Below are 14,836 nucleotides of genomic sequence, written 5' to 3' on the forward strand. Positions count from 1 at the left end.
AGTCATGGGGCGAGCGTACGTCGGTGGAGGTTGGGAATCGTGACCGAGTTGGAGATCACCTGGCTGTCGGTCGCTGCAGCCATACTCGCGATCTCGGTCGTCATCGTCGCCTGGTTGCGATGGCGGCGCCGTGACCAGGAGTTCGTCGGTCTGACACCCGGCTTGTTCCCGTCCCCGGAACAACGCGTCGGTTCACGTCGCGTCCGCGGCGGGCAGCAGTGGAAAGGCACGGTCGCCGTGTCGTTCACTCCCCCGGCCGGCATCGGGCCCGCGGTCGCTGGAACGGTCGTCGACGGCAAGGTGGACGGACGCGACCTGGCCGCCATGCTGGTAGACCTCTCGCTTCGGGGCTTCTTCACGATCGAACCGATGCAGACCCCCGACGCCGCGCCACTGCCGCAGCCGAACACCGCGACGAGCACGGCGCCGCACCCACCGGCCGGCACGGCGAAGCCGAAGGACTGGCTCTTCGTGAAGAACCCGCAGCAGCCGGCCGACCACCGCCTTTCGCCCGCCGAGCGTCGCATGCTCACCGCTGTTTTCGCCCACGGTTCCAGCGTGCGAATGTCGGATCTGAAGGTCAACCTCGGGTTCACGTTGAGGGAAGCGCAGATCGATCTCTACCGCGAGATGATCGATCGTGGGTGGTATCGCAAGCATCCTCGTTCGCGTGCTCGGTGGACCGCAGTCTTCGGCGTGCTGCTGGTGTTCGTCGCCGCGTTGCTGGCCCTCGGCGCGTACGACGCGTGGGAACGCCACAACAGCTTCGTGCCGTTCGCGATACCCGGAGCGATTCTGATCTCTGCCCTGCTGCTGCTGTTCACCGGTCCGGGGCGAAGCCCACGGACGGCGGCGGGTACGGCGGCACGGATCCAGACTCTCGGCTTCGAGAAGTACCTGGCGACCGCCGAAGCAGACCAGATCAGACACGAGGAAGCCATCGGGCTGTTCACCCGGTACCTGCCGTTCGCGATCGTCTTCGGACTGGCCGATCGCTGGGCGAAGGTCGTCGGCGAGGCCATCCGCAGTTCGTACGTTCAGGACGGCCTGGACGTCGCCGGTGCGTTCGCCATGGACCCGTGGGCCTGGTACGCGATGAGCGAGATGACCGGGCTCGCTGCCGATGGCATCGGCGCACTGATCGACGCCGGCTCCGCAATGGACGTGTCCGGTGCCGGCCTGATGGACATCAGCGGCGCCTTCGAGGCATTCACCGATTCGGCGTCCGGGATCTTCGACGAAGCAACCGGTTGCCTGGACGGCTGCGACGGTTGCGACGCCGGCTGCTTCGATTTCTGAGCCGCGTGTTCAGAGCCAGCCGCGCCGGCGGAACGACCACCACATGAGTGCCGACCCCACGGCGATCGCGATGGTGCTCCCCCAGACTCCGACCGGTTGGGAGAACCCGGGGTAAGGGACGTTCTGGCCGAACCATCCGGTGATGGCGGTCGGTACGGCGATGATGGCAGCCCAGGCAGCGAGCTTGCGCATCGTCGTGTTCAGCCGTGCGTCCTGCAACGACAGGTTGGTCTCGAACAGCGAACTCACCATGTCGCGCAGCGATTCGGTCCATTCCCCGGCCCGCAGGATGTGGTCGTACAGGTCGTCGTACCAGCTGTCGAGTTCGGTGTTGGTGCGTCCGCCGTGACGCAGCAGCCCGTTGACCACCTCACGCATCGGCAGCACGACCCGGCGCAGCGCGACCAGTTCTTTACGTAACGAGTACACCTGCCGTTGGAACGTGTGACCGGTGCGGTCCTGGTCGAACAACACGTCCTCGAGCGACTCGATGTCGTCGTCGAGTTGTTGGATCGTGGCGAAGTGCCCGTCGACGATCGTGTCCATCAGCCCGTGAACCAGAGCGCGCGGACCGAATTTGAGCAGATCGGCGTTCTGGTCCCAGGCGTGCAGCACGGGCGTCATGTCGAACTCGGATCTACGGAAGGTGACCAGCGCTGTCGGCAGGACGAAGCCGGAGATGCGTTTGATCTGCAGCCGATCCTCGGTGCTGTCCCCCAGTGGCCCGGTCAACTTCGCCGTGTTCGCGGTGAAGAACAGATGGTCACCGTGACGAGTCACCTTGGGACGCTCGTTGGGGGCGAATGCGTCCTCGATCTCGGTCGGCGGCAACCGCAGTGCGTCGATCAGCTCGGCGAGGTCGGCAGGGTGCGCATCGACGAAATCGATCCAGACCAGCCGGTCGGGCTCGTGCAGCGCTTCGATGATCTCGCTGCGGTGGACGGTCTCGGTGATCAGTTCGCCGTCGTGCCAGATCCGGCAGTTGACCTGCTGGCCGTTGCTCGTCGTCACGGGCGTCAGCCTATGACCCGCCGGGACCGTTGGTCCGGACCGCGCTCGTAGGCTCGACACATGGACTACGAGATCCTGACAAACACACCGGAGCAGGCACGCCGTGATCGCACCAGCGTGAAGTGGGTCGCGTTCGAACCCGACGTCCTGCCGTTGTGGGTTGCCGAGATGGACGCCGAGCCGTGCGGGGCGGTGGTGGAGGCCATCACCGCCGCCATGCGTCGCGGTGACACCGGGTACGGCTGGGGACCGCGGTACGCCGAAGCCGTCGCCGCGTACGCCGCCGACACCTGGCAGTGGTCGATCGACACCGCACGGACCACAGTCGTCGGGGACGTCATGGTCGGCGTCGCCGAGGTCATGCGCGAGGTGACGGATGTCGACGGCTCGATCGTCGTGTCCTCCCCCTGTTACGACGCCTTCCACGGGTTCGTCGACATGCTCGGTCGCCGGCCTCTCGACGCACCGTTGGATTCAGCCGGTCGGCTGGACTTCGAGGCGCTCGGTGCCGCTTTCGAACAAGCACGTGGCCGCCGAAGCGCCTACCTGCTGTCCAACCCTCAGAACCCGACCGGCACCGTCCACACCGCTGACGAACTCACCCGGCTGGCGGCACTGGCCGCAGAGCACGACGTGACGGTCGTCTCGGACGAGGTCCACGCACCGTTGGTGCACGACGGCTCGTACACCCCGTACCTGTCAGTGGACCGCGGGCAGCGCGGGTTCGCCGTGCTGTCGGCGTCGAAGGCATGGAACCTTGCTGCGCTGAAGGCGGCCGCCGTCGTCGCCGGATCGGAGGCAGCGTTCGCACAACTGCACGAGGTGCACACGCACGCCGCAAGCCACTTCGGGATCATCGCCCATGTTGCGGCGTTCACCGAGGGACGTGACTGGCTCGGTCGGCTGAACCGCGAGCTGGACGCCAATCGCCGACTGCTCGAGGCGCTGGTCACCAAGCATCTTCCGAGTGTTCGGTACACACCGCCGGCTGCCACGTATCTGGCTTGGTTGGACTGTCGTGCAACTGGATTGGGCGACGATCCGGCCGCCGTGTGGCGGCGTGAAGCGAAGGTGGGCCTGTCCAGCGGCACCAACTACGGACCGGAGACAGGCCGCGGTTTCGCACGGCTCAACTTCGCCACCTCACCGCAGATCCTCACCGAGGCGATTGAGCGGATGGCTTCACTGGATGGGGTCTGACACGCCGGGCAGCACGGACGCGCCTCGGGAGCCCGAAGGGCCCTAGTCTCAGGCGACATCCCTTTGCCGGAAGGTTTCCACATGTACGGGCGAGTCGTTGCAGGGCTCGCGGGCATATTGCTGGTCGCGAGTACCTCCGGGTGCTCTCTCGGGAGCTCCTCGAGCGCTGCCACGTCGAGCAGGTCGTCGTCCGGCGCCTCCACGCAGTCCGCCGCGCCGACACCTACTGCGAGCACGAGCAACACACCGCTGGCCTCGCGGATGGCGTCCGACCTCACGACGATGGTCGAGACGAAGACGATCGGTGGCGCAATCACACCGAAGTCCGTCGTGACCAGCGGTCACGGACTCGCCGTCGCGAACAACATGATGTATTCGCACTCGGCGACGTTCTACGACACACGAACGGGCACCCTCGCGGCAACCGTGGCCGACGACGTCGATCTCTCCGCCTTCGGCTTCCCGGAGTTCCCCGGTCGCACGAAGGGTGCTCCGGTGGAGGCCGCCTGGAGCCCTGACGGCCGGTACGCGTATGTCTCGAACTACGCCATGTCCGGTCCGAACCATCGCGACTCCGCCCAGGATTTCTGCGGGCCCGAGAACGGGTACGTCGATTCCTTCGTCTACCGGATCGACACGCAGAAGTCGTTCGCCGTCGATCAAGTGATCCGCGTCGGCGCTGTGCCGAAGTACCTGACGGTGACGCCGGACGGCAAGACCCTGCTGGTCAACAACTGGTGCAGCTGGACGATGAGCGTCATCGACCTGGCCACCGGTCGACAGGTCAAGCAGATTCCACTGCCGAAGAATCCCCGCGGAATGGTTGTCCTGCCCGACTCCAAGACCGCGTACGTCGCCGCGTTCAGCACCCCGAACATCTATCGGGTCGACCTGGACGCAGGCACCTACACGCTGTTCGCGCATGTAGGCCAGGCGGCGCGCCACATCACCATGTCGCCGGACGCGAAGTTCCTCTACGTGGTCTCGTCGCGTGCCAATCACGTCACGAAGGTCGACCGGGATACCGGCGTCGTCCTGGCGACCACACCCACCGAGCGCGAACCCCGGACGATGGCGATCTCCCCCGACGGCAAGGCGCTCTACGTCGTGGACCACTGGGCGAACGTCGCGCAGAAGATCCGCACCAGCGACATGCGGGTGATCCAGACGGTGAAGACCTTCGGGAACCCGATCGGTGTCTCCTACGACTCGGTCACCGGGACCGTGTGGATCGCGAATTACTCCGGGCGAATCCAGGTGTTCGACGACACCTCCCCCGCTGCAGCGACATCCTCGGCAGCGCCAGACGCGACGAACTGACGTAGGACATCTGCCTGAAAGGTCGGCGAGTCGGGTCCGATTCGGCTCTCCCGCGACGGTCGGCTAGGATTCCGGAGGTTCGGAAACGAGCCGATCGGGCTGTGGCGCAGTTTGGTAGCGCACTTGACTGGGGGTCAAGGGGCCGCAGGTTCAAATCCTGTCAGCCCGACATCGCAAAATCCGCGGACTTCCGCGGATTTCTGCTGTTTGGGGCGATCCGTTCGACCTGTGCACAAAGCGCAAGACCCCTGTTTGCGGCGTACCGATGTGAACTTCGAGTTCGGGTTTCGCTCGAACGGCGTCGGCTTGGATCCGGGCTTACACGAACGCCACAATCAACGTCGTGAGCGCGCGACCCTACGCTTTCCCCGCTTGCGATTGCTACGACGGCGGCACCAATGAACCGGACCGGCTCACCGATGCAGACTTGCTGGCGCCGGGGCTGTTGAACGTACCGGTCAAGATCAGGTCGTTCTACGGACTCCAACGCGTCCGGGCTCAACTGGAGGAGGCGCTCAGGCACCCTGTCCTGGAGAAGCCAATCCTGTCGAAAAAGAGGGCGTGCACCAGTTGCACGCCCCCGACGCTGAAGTGCGGCTGAAGTGTGACAGTGATCACATCGTTGTCACAAGACCAAGCTGCGGTTCGTCACTGCGGGTCGCTGTCGCGCCCCCGGCGTCGGACGACACGGCTTGCGTGACCCGAGATGTTCCCGGCCACCCTCCGCGCCTGACCCGCTGTCGCCTTGGCCTGGCCTGCAGCTGCGCTGCCCGCACGCTTCGCCGAGTCGACCCGGTCGCCACCGGATTCGAGAGCTCGATTGCGCACGTCCAGAGCAGCTTCCGTCCACCGGCGCGCCTCGATCTCGACGCGGCCGTAATCGACGCCCATCAAGTCACGGAAGTCGGCAACCTCGGCGTTGACTCGATTGCTCGAAGTGACGATGGTGCGGGCGTCGGACGGATGAAGCAACACATTGGCGTTGGCATTGCGTGCCGCCACCGCCATCCGTTGAATCAACCGGTCGGTGCTGCGGGTGATCAGATCGGCGCGCGCTTCCCGGGCTTCATGCAAACCGAGACGGTGGCCGTCCAGTTCCTCGGGCGACGCGTCCAGCACCCGGTCGAGTTCGAGTACGGCAAGACCGTCCTGCAACTGGAAGCAGCGAGCGAGAACGGCGAGCCACTCCAGCACCTTCGGCTCGACGTCCTTCACCGCCTTGGCGACGTCACCCATCTTGCTCTTCGACTCGAGCTTCTCGGCGATCGCGTCGAGCTGCCGCAGCGCGTAAGCCTGCGTTTCGGCGACGGTCGCCGATGAGCCCTGCACCTTCGACCAGGTGACTTCGTCGACGCGTCCACGGTTCTTGCGCAGGATCATTGCCTCGTCGATGACGAGGCCAACTCCGACCATCCGCGAAAGCACCGTGTCCTTCTGTGCCCGCAGGATGTCATCGACCTTCTCGTCGATCGTTGCGAGGTAATCGGTGATCTCGTCCATCGCCTGCTGCATCGCGAGCTGCGCCATGATTCCGCCGGCTCCAGCCAAGACGGCCGGGTTGCTGAGTAGCGTGCCCGGCGAGTTCACGAACTCGACGAAGCCCTTGACCTGCCCCTTGGGTCCGCGCAATACACCTGTACTCAGGCCGGACTTCGCGCTTTGCCGCAACCCAATCCTGTTCGCGGCCTCCGCCGATTGCTTGGTGAGCTTGACCCAACGGCCGGCGTTCGCCGAGATCTCGGATCCGGCCTGCGCGACGGCCGATCCCGTTGCGATGATCGAGCGCAGGCGAGCAAGCCCGAGGTCGCGAGACTCCAAGCCCTCCGACAGGAGGAAACGCTCGACCTCGGCCGGGTCACCGAGCACAGCCATCCCATGCCCGTCACTGATGAATTCGATCTCGCCGTCCATGGCCTGCGTCCCTCTGCTTGTGCCGACGGGAAGGACCGTACCCAACGGCGCCCACCACGTCTGTGGTTCGACGATTCTCCCTTGGGGCGGGCGTCCCTGCACCGTGTCGGTGCCGTCTGGGAGCCTGCTCGGCTGCGTTGGAGATGCCGACGCGCAGGAGTCGTGCCATGACAACATCCGTCGCCGCCTGGCCAACTAGAGTTCCGCGTGTGATCACTGGGGAACTCAAGAGCAAGATCGACCGCGTGTGGGATGCCTTCTGGTCGGGTGGCATCAGCAACCCGTTGGAGGTCATCGAGCAGATCACCTACCTGCTGTTCCTTCGCCGCCTCGACGACCTGCAGACGATCGCCGAGAAGAAGGCCCGCATCATCGGCGGCCCGATCGAAGACCCGAAGTTCCTGCCCGGACAGATCCACCTGCGGTGGAGTCATTTCAAGCAGCTCGCACCCGACCTGATGTACAAGACGGTGTCGACCGAGGTGTTCCCGTTCCTGCAGAAGTACGGCGAGCAGGTGGGCGGCGACGACTCCACCTACTCCGACCACATGAAGGACGCACGGTTCACCATCCCGACCCCGGCCTTGCTGAGCAAGGTGGTCGACATGCTCGACGACGTGCCGATGGAGAACCGGGACACCAATGGCGATCTCTACGAGTACATGCTCGGCAAGATCGCCAGTGCCGGCCAGAACGGGCAGTTCCGCACCCCGCGGCACATCATCGATCTGATGGTGCGGATGACGGCGCCGACGCCGGGCGACGAGATCTGCGACCCGGCTTGTGGCACAGCGGGATTCCTGGTGGCGGCGTCCGAGTATCTACGGGAGACCCATCCGTCCGTGCTGACCGACGCCACCCAGCGCACGCACTTCCACCGCAGCATGTTCCACGGCTACGACTTCGACAACGTGATGCTGCGCATCGGCTCGATGAACATGCTCATGCACGGCATCGAGGCACCTGACATTCGCTACCGCGACTCGCTGTCGGAGGGCGCCAGCGACGACGCCGAGAAGTACACGCTGATCCTCGCGAACCCGCCCTTCGCCGGGTCGCTCGACTACGAAGCCACGTCGAAAAACCTGCTCAACGTCGTCAAGACGAAGAAGACCGAGCTGCTTTTCCTCGCACTCTTCCTCAAGCTCCTGAAGGCCGGAGGTCGCGCGGCGGTCATCGTGCCGGACGGCGTGCTGTTCGGGTCGTCGAAGGCACATAGAGACCTGCGCAAGGCGCTCGTCGAAGACCAGAAGCTGGACGCAGTCGTGAAGCTCCCCTCGGGTGTCTTCAAGCCGTATGCCGGTGTCTCCACGGCGATCCTGTTCTTCACCAAGACCAACTCCGGCGGCACCGACGACGTGTGGTTCTACGACGTGCGTGCCGACGGCTACTCCCTTGACGACAAACGGAATCCGATCGACGCGAACGACCTTCCCGACGCTGCGAGCCGATGGGCGACCCTGTCCGATCCCGACTCGCCCGAGCGCTCGCGGGCCCGCACCGACCAGTCGTTCCTCGTACCGAAGGCCGACATCGTCGCCCAGGGCTACGACCTCTCGATCAACCGCTACAAGGAGGTCGAGTACGACGAGGTGGAGCACCGCGCGCCGCTTGACATCATCGCCGACATCGAGGCGCTTGAGAGCGAGATTTCGGCGGGCTTGGCTGAGTTGAAGGCCATGCTGTGATGCGGCATGCCCGCGTCCGGGATCTGGCAACCCAGATACGCGGCGTCACCTTTTCCAAATCTGATGCGGTACGGCAGCCTCAACCTGGCTATCTCCCGGTATTGACCGCAGGCAATATCCAGGAAGGCCGGCTCGTCACAGATGACGTCACCTTCATCCCTGAAGCGCGCATCCGAGCCGATCAGTACATCCAGGACAATGATGTTGTGGTATGCACCTCGAGCGGAAGTTTGCAGGTAGTCGGCAAGGCCGCGCGCAGTCGGGGCGACTACGCTGGCGGTTTCGGCGCATTCCTCAAGGTGCTTCGCCCCGGGCCCGAGGTCGACCCTGGCTACTTCGCCCACTTCTTTCAGACGAGTGCTTACCGTCGAAATGTATCTCGGCTCGCCGCGGGTGCGAATATCAACAACCTAAAGAACGAACATCTCGACGATCTCCTCATCCCGCTGCCACCCCTCCCCGAGCAGCGGCGGATCGCCGCGATCCTTGACCACGCGGACGCCCTCCGCGCCAAGCGCCGCCAGGTTCTCGCCCACCTCGACTCGCTGACCCAGGCGATCTTCCACGAAATGTTCGTCCCGGGGAAATCACCGTCTAAAGCGATGGGCGACCTGGTTTCAGATGCGACAATTGGCCTTGTGCGTTCAGCACGCGAGGTCGGTCCAGGCATGTCCATCAACTACATGAAAATGGACTCCATCACCCGCTCCGGATCGTTTGACAGGAGCGCCTTGACGCGAACGGAAGCCACGACGGCCGAACAGCAACGATACACAGCGCGTGACGGCGACCTTATGCTCAACACACGAAACAGCCGGGACCTCGTCGGCAAGTCGACAATATTCCGCGGCCCACCCGCGCTCTACAACAACAATCTGATGCGACTGAGGTTTGATCGAGATGTGCACCCTGTGTTTGTGCACGCATACCTCTGGTCGCCCGAGGGGCAGCAGCAACTTGAGAAGCGGAAGTCCGGTACCACCAGTGTGTTCGCGGTGTACGCGAAAGATCTGATGACGGTTTACGTGCCAGTTCCTGATGCCCGCCGCCAGGAGACTTTTGTGGCACGAGCCGAACACATCCTTAGCCAGCGATCCAGGGTTGCAAATAGGCTCGCCGATCACGATGATTTGTTTGCCTCGCTCCAGGCCCGCGCGTTCCGAGGGGAGCTGTGACCCGATGCCTGTCGAGATGAAAATGTGGCGCATCGACGGCGACGAGCCGCGTCCTCTGTCGACGTCGGTGCTGCCTGCCGAGAAAGACCTCCATCAGTTCCTTGCTCAAGACCCGTCGCTGCTGGGCGAGCGGTTGCTGGTGATCGGCAGCGAGGTTCAGACGTCCTACGGGAAGCGACTCGACCTTCTTGCGATCGACGTGGATGGCAACCTGCATCTGCTCGAGCTGAAGCGGGACAAGACACCACGCGACGTGGTGGCGCAGGTGCTCGACTACGGCTCGTGGGCGTCGACCCGGTCGCGAGACGACATCATCGACATCGCGACGCGGCACCTGACAACACCGTTCGAGGCGGCCTTCGAGGATGTGTTCGGCACCGCGCCGCCTGATGATCTCAACGGCGACCTGAACCTAACGATCGTCGCGACCGACCTCGACGCGAGTTCGGAGCGCATCGTCACCTACCTGCGTGGGTTCGGCGTGCCGGTCAATGCCGTCTTCTTCTCCTACTTGGAGGACGACGACCGCCGCTACCTCGCGAGGTCGTGGCTGGCGGCATCCGACGACGATGGTGCGGCCAAGTCGACCACGCTCAGGCAGGGTAAGCGCGCGCCCTGGAACGGACTTGACTGGTATGTCTCCTTCGGTGGCGACCGACCCTGGACCGATGCCCGAAAGTTCGGCTTCATCTCGGCCGGCGGTGGAAAGTTCTACTCGCAGACCATGCGGGCGTTGCCCCAGGATGCACGCGTTTGGGTGAACATTCCAGGCAGAGGGTTCGTCGCGGTCGGCCGCACGTTGAAACCTGCGACCCGATTCGAGTCGGCTCTGGTGCGCCCAGACGGCTATGAAGGCGAGTGGCTGCATCTCGCTGACCAGGCACTCGACGGCGACTACAACCGGGACACCGGCGTGGATGACGATGATGCTGAGTGGGTGGTGCCTATCGAGTGGATCGACGCACGACCCGAAGCCGACGCCTATTGGGAGAAGGGCATGTTCGCCAGCCAGCACGGTGCGTGCAAACTGCGCCAGGAATTCACCCTCGAACGGCTTGCCCGCCACTTCGGGATCGACGAACCATGAGCAACTTCGCGTTCGTCAAGACCACGCTGCCCGCGATCCACGCCGACTGCGTGCGGGCCGAGTCGTATCTGTCGAGCGACCCGGCGGCGGCCTGCTTCTACAGCCGCCGCGCGATCGAGCAACTCGTCAGTCACCTCTACGACCTCCTCGAGCTGCCGCTCCCCTACCAGAACGATCTCGCCGCCCGCATCAACAACGCCGCTTTCAAGGCGAAGGTCGGACCCGGAATCACCCCGAAGCTCAACCTGATTCGCAAGTGGGGCAACACGGCCGCGCACGAGGGCAAACCGATCCCCTCCGCTGTCGCGCAGCAGGTGCTGCAGGAGCTGTTCCACGTCGTGGTGTTTGCGGCGTTCAGGTACACCACCGACCCACAGGGTGTGCCGACCGGCAAGCAGTTCGACCCGAAGCTCGCCGCCAGCCTCGCTCCGCTGTCCCGCCAAGAACTCGTGAAGTTGGCCGCGAAGTTCAAGGAACAGGACGAAGCCCACGCCAGGGCACTCGCCGAGAAGGACGATCTCGCGGCCGCGAAGGACGCCGAGATCGCCGAACTCAAGGCGCAGATCGCCGCCGCGCAGAAGGCGAACACCAAGCAGGACGATCACGATTACTCCGAGGCCGAGACCCGCACCGCAATCATCGACCTGCTACTCGCTGAGGCCGGCTGGCCCCTCGACCAAGAACGCGACCGCGAGTTCGAGGTCAGCGGTATGCCGGGCTCGCCCGGCTCAACCGGCCCGAACGCCGGGAAGGGTTACGTCGACTACGTGCTCTGGGGCGCCGACGGCCGGCCCCTTGCTGTTGTCGAGGCCAAGCGCACGACGAAGAGCGCGCACATCGGCCAGCAACAGGCCAAGCTCTACGCTGACTGCTTGGAGGCCCAATTCGGGCGCCGTCCGGTGATCTTTCTGACAAACGGTTACGAGCACTGGATCTGGGACGACGCTGCGTTCGCCGACGGCGGCTACCCACCGCGCCAGGTGCAGGGTTTCTACACCCGAGACGAGCTCGAACTCATGATCCAACGTCGAGAGACACGGCGCGTGCTCGCCGGTGCAGCGATCGACACCGCGATCGTGGAGCGCTACTACCAATCGCGTGCCATCAAGGCGATCGGCTCCGCCTTCGACAAGCGCGAACGCGAGGCTCTCCTGGTGATGGCGACCGGGGCGGGAAAGACCCGCACCGTGATCGCACTCGTCGATCAGCTGATGAAGGCCAACTGGGTGAAGCGGGTGCTCTTCCTCGCCGACCGCACGGCACTCGTCAATCAGGCCGTCAGCGCATTCAAGACACACCTGCCGTCGGTGACCACCGTCAACCTGGTCACCGAGAAGGCCACCGACGGACGGGTCTACGCCTCGACGTATCCGACGATCATGAACCTCATCAACGACGTAGACGGCGGCACACGACGGTTCGGCCCCGGCTACTTCGACCTCGTCGTCATCGACGAAGCGCACCGCTCCGTGTACCAGAAGTACGGCGCAATCTTCGAGTGGTTCGATGCGCACCTCGTCGGTCTCACGGCGACCCCGAAGGACGAGGTCGACCACAACACCTATCGCCTGTTCCACCTCGAAGACGGCGTGCCGACCGACGCATACGACCTTGACGAGGCAGTCGCCGACGGCTTCCTCGTGCCCCCGAAGGGCAAGGCAGTCGGCACCAAGTTCCTGCGCGACGGCATCCGGTACGACGACCTGAGCGACGACGAGAAGGACGAGTGGGACGCCCTCGACTGGGGCGACGACGGGCCACCCGCAGCCGTCGACTCCGAGGAGCTCAACAAGTTCCTGTTCAACGAGGACACGGTCGACAAGGTGCTCGCCACACTGATGGCCGACGGCTACAAGGTGGCTGCCGGTGACCGCCTCGGCAAGACGATCATCTTCGCGAAGAACCAAGCTCACGCGGAGTTCATCGAGAATCGCTTCAACGTCGCCTACCCGGAGTACGGCGGCGAGTTTGCGCGCGTGATCACGCACCAGACCACGTACGCGCAGAACCTCATCGAGAGGTTCTCCCAAGCGGAGAAGGCGCCGCATATCGCGATCAGTGTCGACATGCTCGACACCGGGATCGACGTTCCCGAGGTCGTCAACCTGGTGTTCTTCAAGATGGTGCGGTCGAAGTCGAAGTTCTGGCAGATGATCGGTCGCGGCACGCGTCTCTGCCCGGATCTCTTCGGCCCCGGCACGAACAAGAAGAACTTCCTGGTGTTCGACTTCTGCGGCAACCTCGAGTACTTCGGGCAAGACCTCCCCGGCTCCGAAGGCTCACTGCAGAAGTCGATCACCCAGCGATTGTTCGAATCGCGCCTCGGACTCGTGGTGGCACTCGACGCGGCGAACACGGAGACGAAGCTGCGCACCGCGACTGCCGACTGGCTGCACGAAATCGTCGCAGGGATGAACCTCGACAACTTCCTCGTGCGGGCACACCATCGCCAGGTCGAGGAATGGTCGAAACGCGCACGGTGGGAGTCGCTGACCAAGGAGCAAGCCACTGAGGTGCTCGACCACCTTGCCGGCCTCCCCTCGACGGTGCGTGACCCGGACGAGGCCGCCAAACGGTTCGACCTGCTGGTGCTTCGTCGCCAACTCGCTCAACTCGAAGGCGATGCCGTTGCAGCAGAACGGATTCGGGAGACAGTTCAGTCGGTCGCGAGTGCACTCCTGCCGAAGAAAAACATCCCGTCGGTCGCCGCGCAGTTGGAGCTGCTCGACAAGGTGGCCGGCGACGAATGGTGGGTCGACGTCACCTTGCCGATGCTGGAGGTGATGCGGCTGCGCCTTCGCAGCCTTGTTCGTTTCGTCGAGAAGACCTACCAGAACCCGATCTACACCGACTTCGAAGACACCCTCGTCGACTTTAAGGACATCGAGCTCCCCCAGGTCACCTCCGGCATCAATTGGGAGCGCTTCCGAGCCAAGGCGCAGGCCTACCTCAAGGAGCACGAAGACCACGTCGCCCTTCAACGACTTCGACGCAACAAGCAGCTCACGGACGACGACCTCACCTCTCTTGGAACGATGCTGGTGCAGGCGGGCGGCGACGACGGCGTCGACATCGCCTGGATCACCGAGCGCGCAGGCGACCTGGGCCCGTTCATCCGCTCGCTCGTCGGCCTCGACCGCGCCGCCGCCAACGAGGCGTTCGCGACGTTCCTCGACGACTCCAAGTTCTCCGAGCCACAGATCAGGTTCGTTTCGGTGATCGTCAACGAACTCACCGCGAACGGGACCATGAAGCCGGAGCGCCTCTACGAGTCGCCCTACCTCGACTACGGGCAGGTCGACGTCATCTTCCCCACCGACTACGCGCTCATCATCGACACGCTGCGCGAGGTCAACGGCAACGCGATGCCCGGCGGCGCTGCGTGATCAGTCGTCGCTTGCGAGCCCACCCATGTCGTACACCCTGAACAGCACCGCGTACTGCGATCCGGCGGCCTGGCCACCGTCCTTCAGGATCTCCGGAATGAACTTCTCCGCCTTCGGATGGCCCGGCAGGTCCGCCAGGTAGGCCTCGTGGCACTCCAGCGACGCAACGGCCGCGGCGACCGCGTCCTCGTCGACAGTCACTGCGTGCGTGGCGTCTGGATGACCACCCACAAGCAGTCGGCCCGTGCTCCACTTCGCGAGACCCTCATCGGCGAGTTCACGGAAGACCCAGGTGTTGTCCGCGTCCCGCACCGCGTCGATCGTCGCCAGGCCGGCAGCGCGGTGATCTGCCTGATTCAACCCGCCGTATGCCTCGAGGTCGAAGTTCATCGTCAGGACAGCGTCCGGACGAACTTCCCGGATCACCCGCGCGATGTCACGGCGCAGTTGCAGGGTCGGCTGGAGCATTCCGTCCGGGTGGTCGAGGATGCGCAGCCTCTTCACGCCCACCGTGTCGCAGGCTCGCTGCTGCTCCTGCGCGCGCAGCGGTCCCACCTCCTCGGGCGACCGCTGCATGCCCGCTTCACCGCTGGTCAGCAGCAGATAAGTGACCTCGATCCCGCGCTTCGCCCACGTGGCAACGGCCGCGGACGCGCCGTACTCCATGTCGTCGGGATGGGCCACGACGCACAGGACGCGAGACCACGACTCGTCAGGAAGGGTGGGAAGGACAGCATGCTCGGTCATGCGATCACCGTA

General features: G+C 64.4%; 11 protein-coding genes and 1 tRNA gene. 9 read left to right on the plus strand and 3 right to left on the minus strand.

Features of this window, described 5'->3' with window-relative positions; genetic code table 11:
* Positions 1-39 precede the first annotated feature (39 nt).
* Positions 40-1,299: a DUF2207 domain-containing protein gene (locus ACYU8W_RS07380; RefSeq protein ID WP_499467905.1), complete on the plus strand. Its 1,260-nt coding sequence runs from the start codon at positions 40-42 to the stop codon at positions 1,297-1,299.
* A gap of 9 nt (positions 1,300-1,308) precedes the next feature.
* Here the strand turns inward: ACYU8W_RS07380 and ACYU8W_RS07385 are convergent, their stop codons facing one another.
* Positions 1,309-2,310, minus strand: a complete 1,002-nt coding sequence (locus tag ACYU8W_RS07385) for a magnesium transporter CorA family protein (RefSeq protein WP_499467907.1) — start codon at positions 2,308-2,310, stop codon at positions 1,309-1,311.
* A gap of 60 nt (positions 2,311-2,370) precedes the next feature.
* Between ACYU8W_RS07385 and ACYU8W_RS07390 the strand changes: the two genes are divergently transcribed.
* From ACYU8W_RS07390 to ACYU8W_RS07405, 4 genes are all read left to right on the plus strand, one after another.
* Positions 2,371-3,510 (plus strand): MalY/PatB family protein, encoded by a 1,140-nt coding sequence (locus ACYU8W_RS07390; RefSeq protein WP_499467909.1) that lies wholly within the window; start codon positions 2,371-2,373, stop codon positions 3,508-3,510.
* A 261-nt stretch (positions 3,511-3,771) separates the two neighbouring features.
* Positions 3,772-4,830 carry a YncE family protein gene (locus ACYU8W_RS07395; protein WP_499467911.1) on the plus strand — a complete coding sequence of 353 codons (1,059 nt, stop codon included), beginning with the start codon at positions 3,772-3,774 and terminating at the stop codon, positions 4,828-4,830.
* 95 nt (positions 4,831-4,925) lie between these two features.
* A tRNA-Pro gene (locus ACYU8W_RS07400) sits at positions 4,926-4,999 on the plus strand.
* A 141-nt stretch (positions 5,000-5,140) separates the two neighbouring features.
* Positions 5,141-5,431, plus strand: coding sequence for a DUF6308 family protein (locus tag ACYU8W_RS07405; RefSeq protein ID WP_499468552.1), 291 nt, complete (start codon positions 5,141-5,143; stop codon positions 5,429-5,431).
* A 47-nt stretch (positions 5,432-5,478) separates the two neighbouring features.
* Here the strand turns inward: ACYU8W_RS07405 and ACYU8W_RS07410 are convergent, their stop codons facing one another.
* Complete coding sequence (locus ACYU8W_RS07410; protein WP_499467913.1) at positions 5,479-6,741, minus strand: hypothetical protein; 1,263 nt, start codon at positions 6,739-6,741, stop codon at positions 5,479-5,481.
* Positions 6,742-6,950: 209 nt separating this feature from the next.
* Here ACYU8W_RS07410 and ACYU8W_RS07415 point away from each other — a divergent pair, with 209 nt between their 5' ends.
* Genes ACYU8W_RS07415 through ACYU8W_RS07430 form a run of 4 tightly spaced genes read left to right on the plus strand, consistent with a single transcriptional unit; the run spans position 6,951 to position 14,077 of the window.
* On the plus strand, positions 6,951-8,429 hold the full coding sequence (locus tag ACYU8W_RS07415) for a class I SAM-dependent DNA methyltransferase (protein WP_499467915.1): 1,479 nt from the start codon (positions 6,951-6,953) through the stop codon (positions 8,427-8,429).
* Positions 8,429-9,604: a restriction endonuclease subunit S gene (locus tag ACYU8W_RS07420; RefSeq protein WP_499467917.1), complete on the plus strand. Its 1,176-nt coding sequence runs from the start codon at positions 8,429-8,431 to the stop codon at positions 9,602-9,604. The genes ACYU8W_RS07415 and ACYU8W_RS07420 overlap by 1 nt, the downstream gene beginning before the upstream one ends.
* Before the next feature lie 22 nt (positions 9,605-9,626).
* A complete protein-coding gene (locus ACYU8W_RS07425; RefSeq protein WP_499468554.1) occupies positions 9,627-10,691 on the plus strand; it encodes a DUF8606 domain-containing protein in 1,065 nt (354 codons plus the stop codon).
* The gene (locus ACYU8W_RS07430) at positions 10,688-14,077 is read left to right on the plus strand and encodes a DEAD/DEAH box helicase family protein (protein WP_499467919.1); all 3,390 of its coding nucleotides are present in this window, start codon (positions 10,688-10,690) and stop codon (positions 14,075-14,077) included. The genes ACYU8W_RS07425 and ACYU8W_RS07430 overlap by 4 nt, the downstream gene beginning before the upstream one ends.
* Here the strand turns inward: ACYU8W_RS07430 and ACYU8W_RS07435 are convergent, their stop codons facing one another.
* Complete coding sequence (locus ACYU8W_RS07435) at positions 14,078-14,824, minus strand: PIG-L deacetylase family protein (RefSeq protein WP_499467921.1); 747 nt, start codon at positions 14,822-14,824, stop codon at positions 14,078-14,080.
* Between the last annotated feature and the right edge of the window lie 12 nt (positions 14,825-14,836).

This window comes from Yimella radicis, from assembly GCF_054778255.1.

Excerpts from the sequence above, each read along its gene's own strand:
- ACYU8W_RS07390 (WP_499467909.1), top strand. The coding sequence starts at position 2,371 with ATGGACTACGAGATCCTGACAAACACACCGGAGCAGGCACGCCGTGAT.
- ACYU8W_RS07395 (WP_499467911.1), top strand. The coding sequence starts at position 3,772 with ATGGCGTCCGACCTCACGACGATGGTCGAGACGAAGACGATCGGTGGC.
- ACYU8W_RS07410 (WP_499467913.1), bottom strand. The coding sequence starts at position 6,741 with ATGGACGGCGAGATCGAATTCATCAGTGACGGGCATGGGATGGCTGTG.
- ACYU8W_RS07420 (WP_499467917.1), top strand. The coding sequence starts at position 8,429 with ATGCGGCATGCCCGCGTCCGGGATCTGGCAACCCAGATACGCGGCGTC.
- ACYU8W_RS07425 (WP_499468554.1), top strand. The coding sequence starts at position 9,627 with ATGTGGCGCATCGACGGCGACGAGCCGCGTCCTCTGTCGACGTCGGTG.
- ACYU8W_RS07430 (WP_499467919.1), top strand. The coding sequence starts at position 10,688 with ATGAGCAACTTCGCGTTCGTCAAGACCACGCTGCCCGCGATCCACGCC.
- ACYU8W_RS07435 (WP_499467921.1), bottom strand. The coding sequence starts at position 14,824 with ATGACCGAGCATGCTGTCCTTCCCACCCTTCCTGACGAGTCGTGGTCT.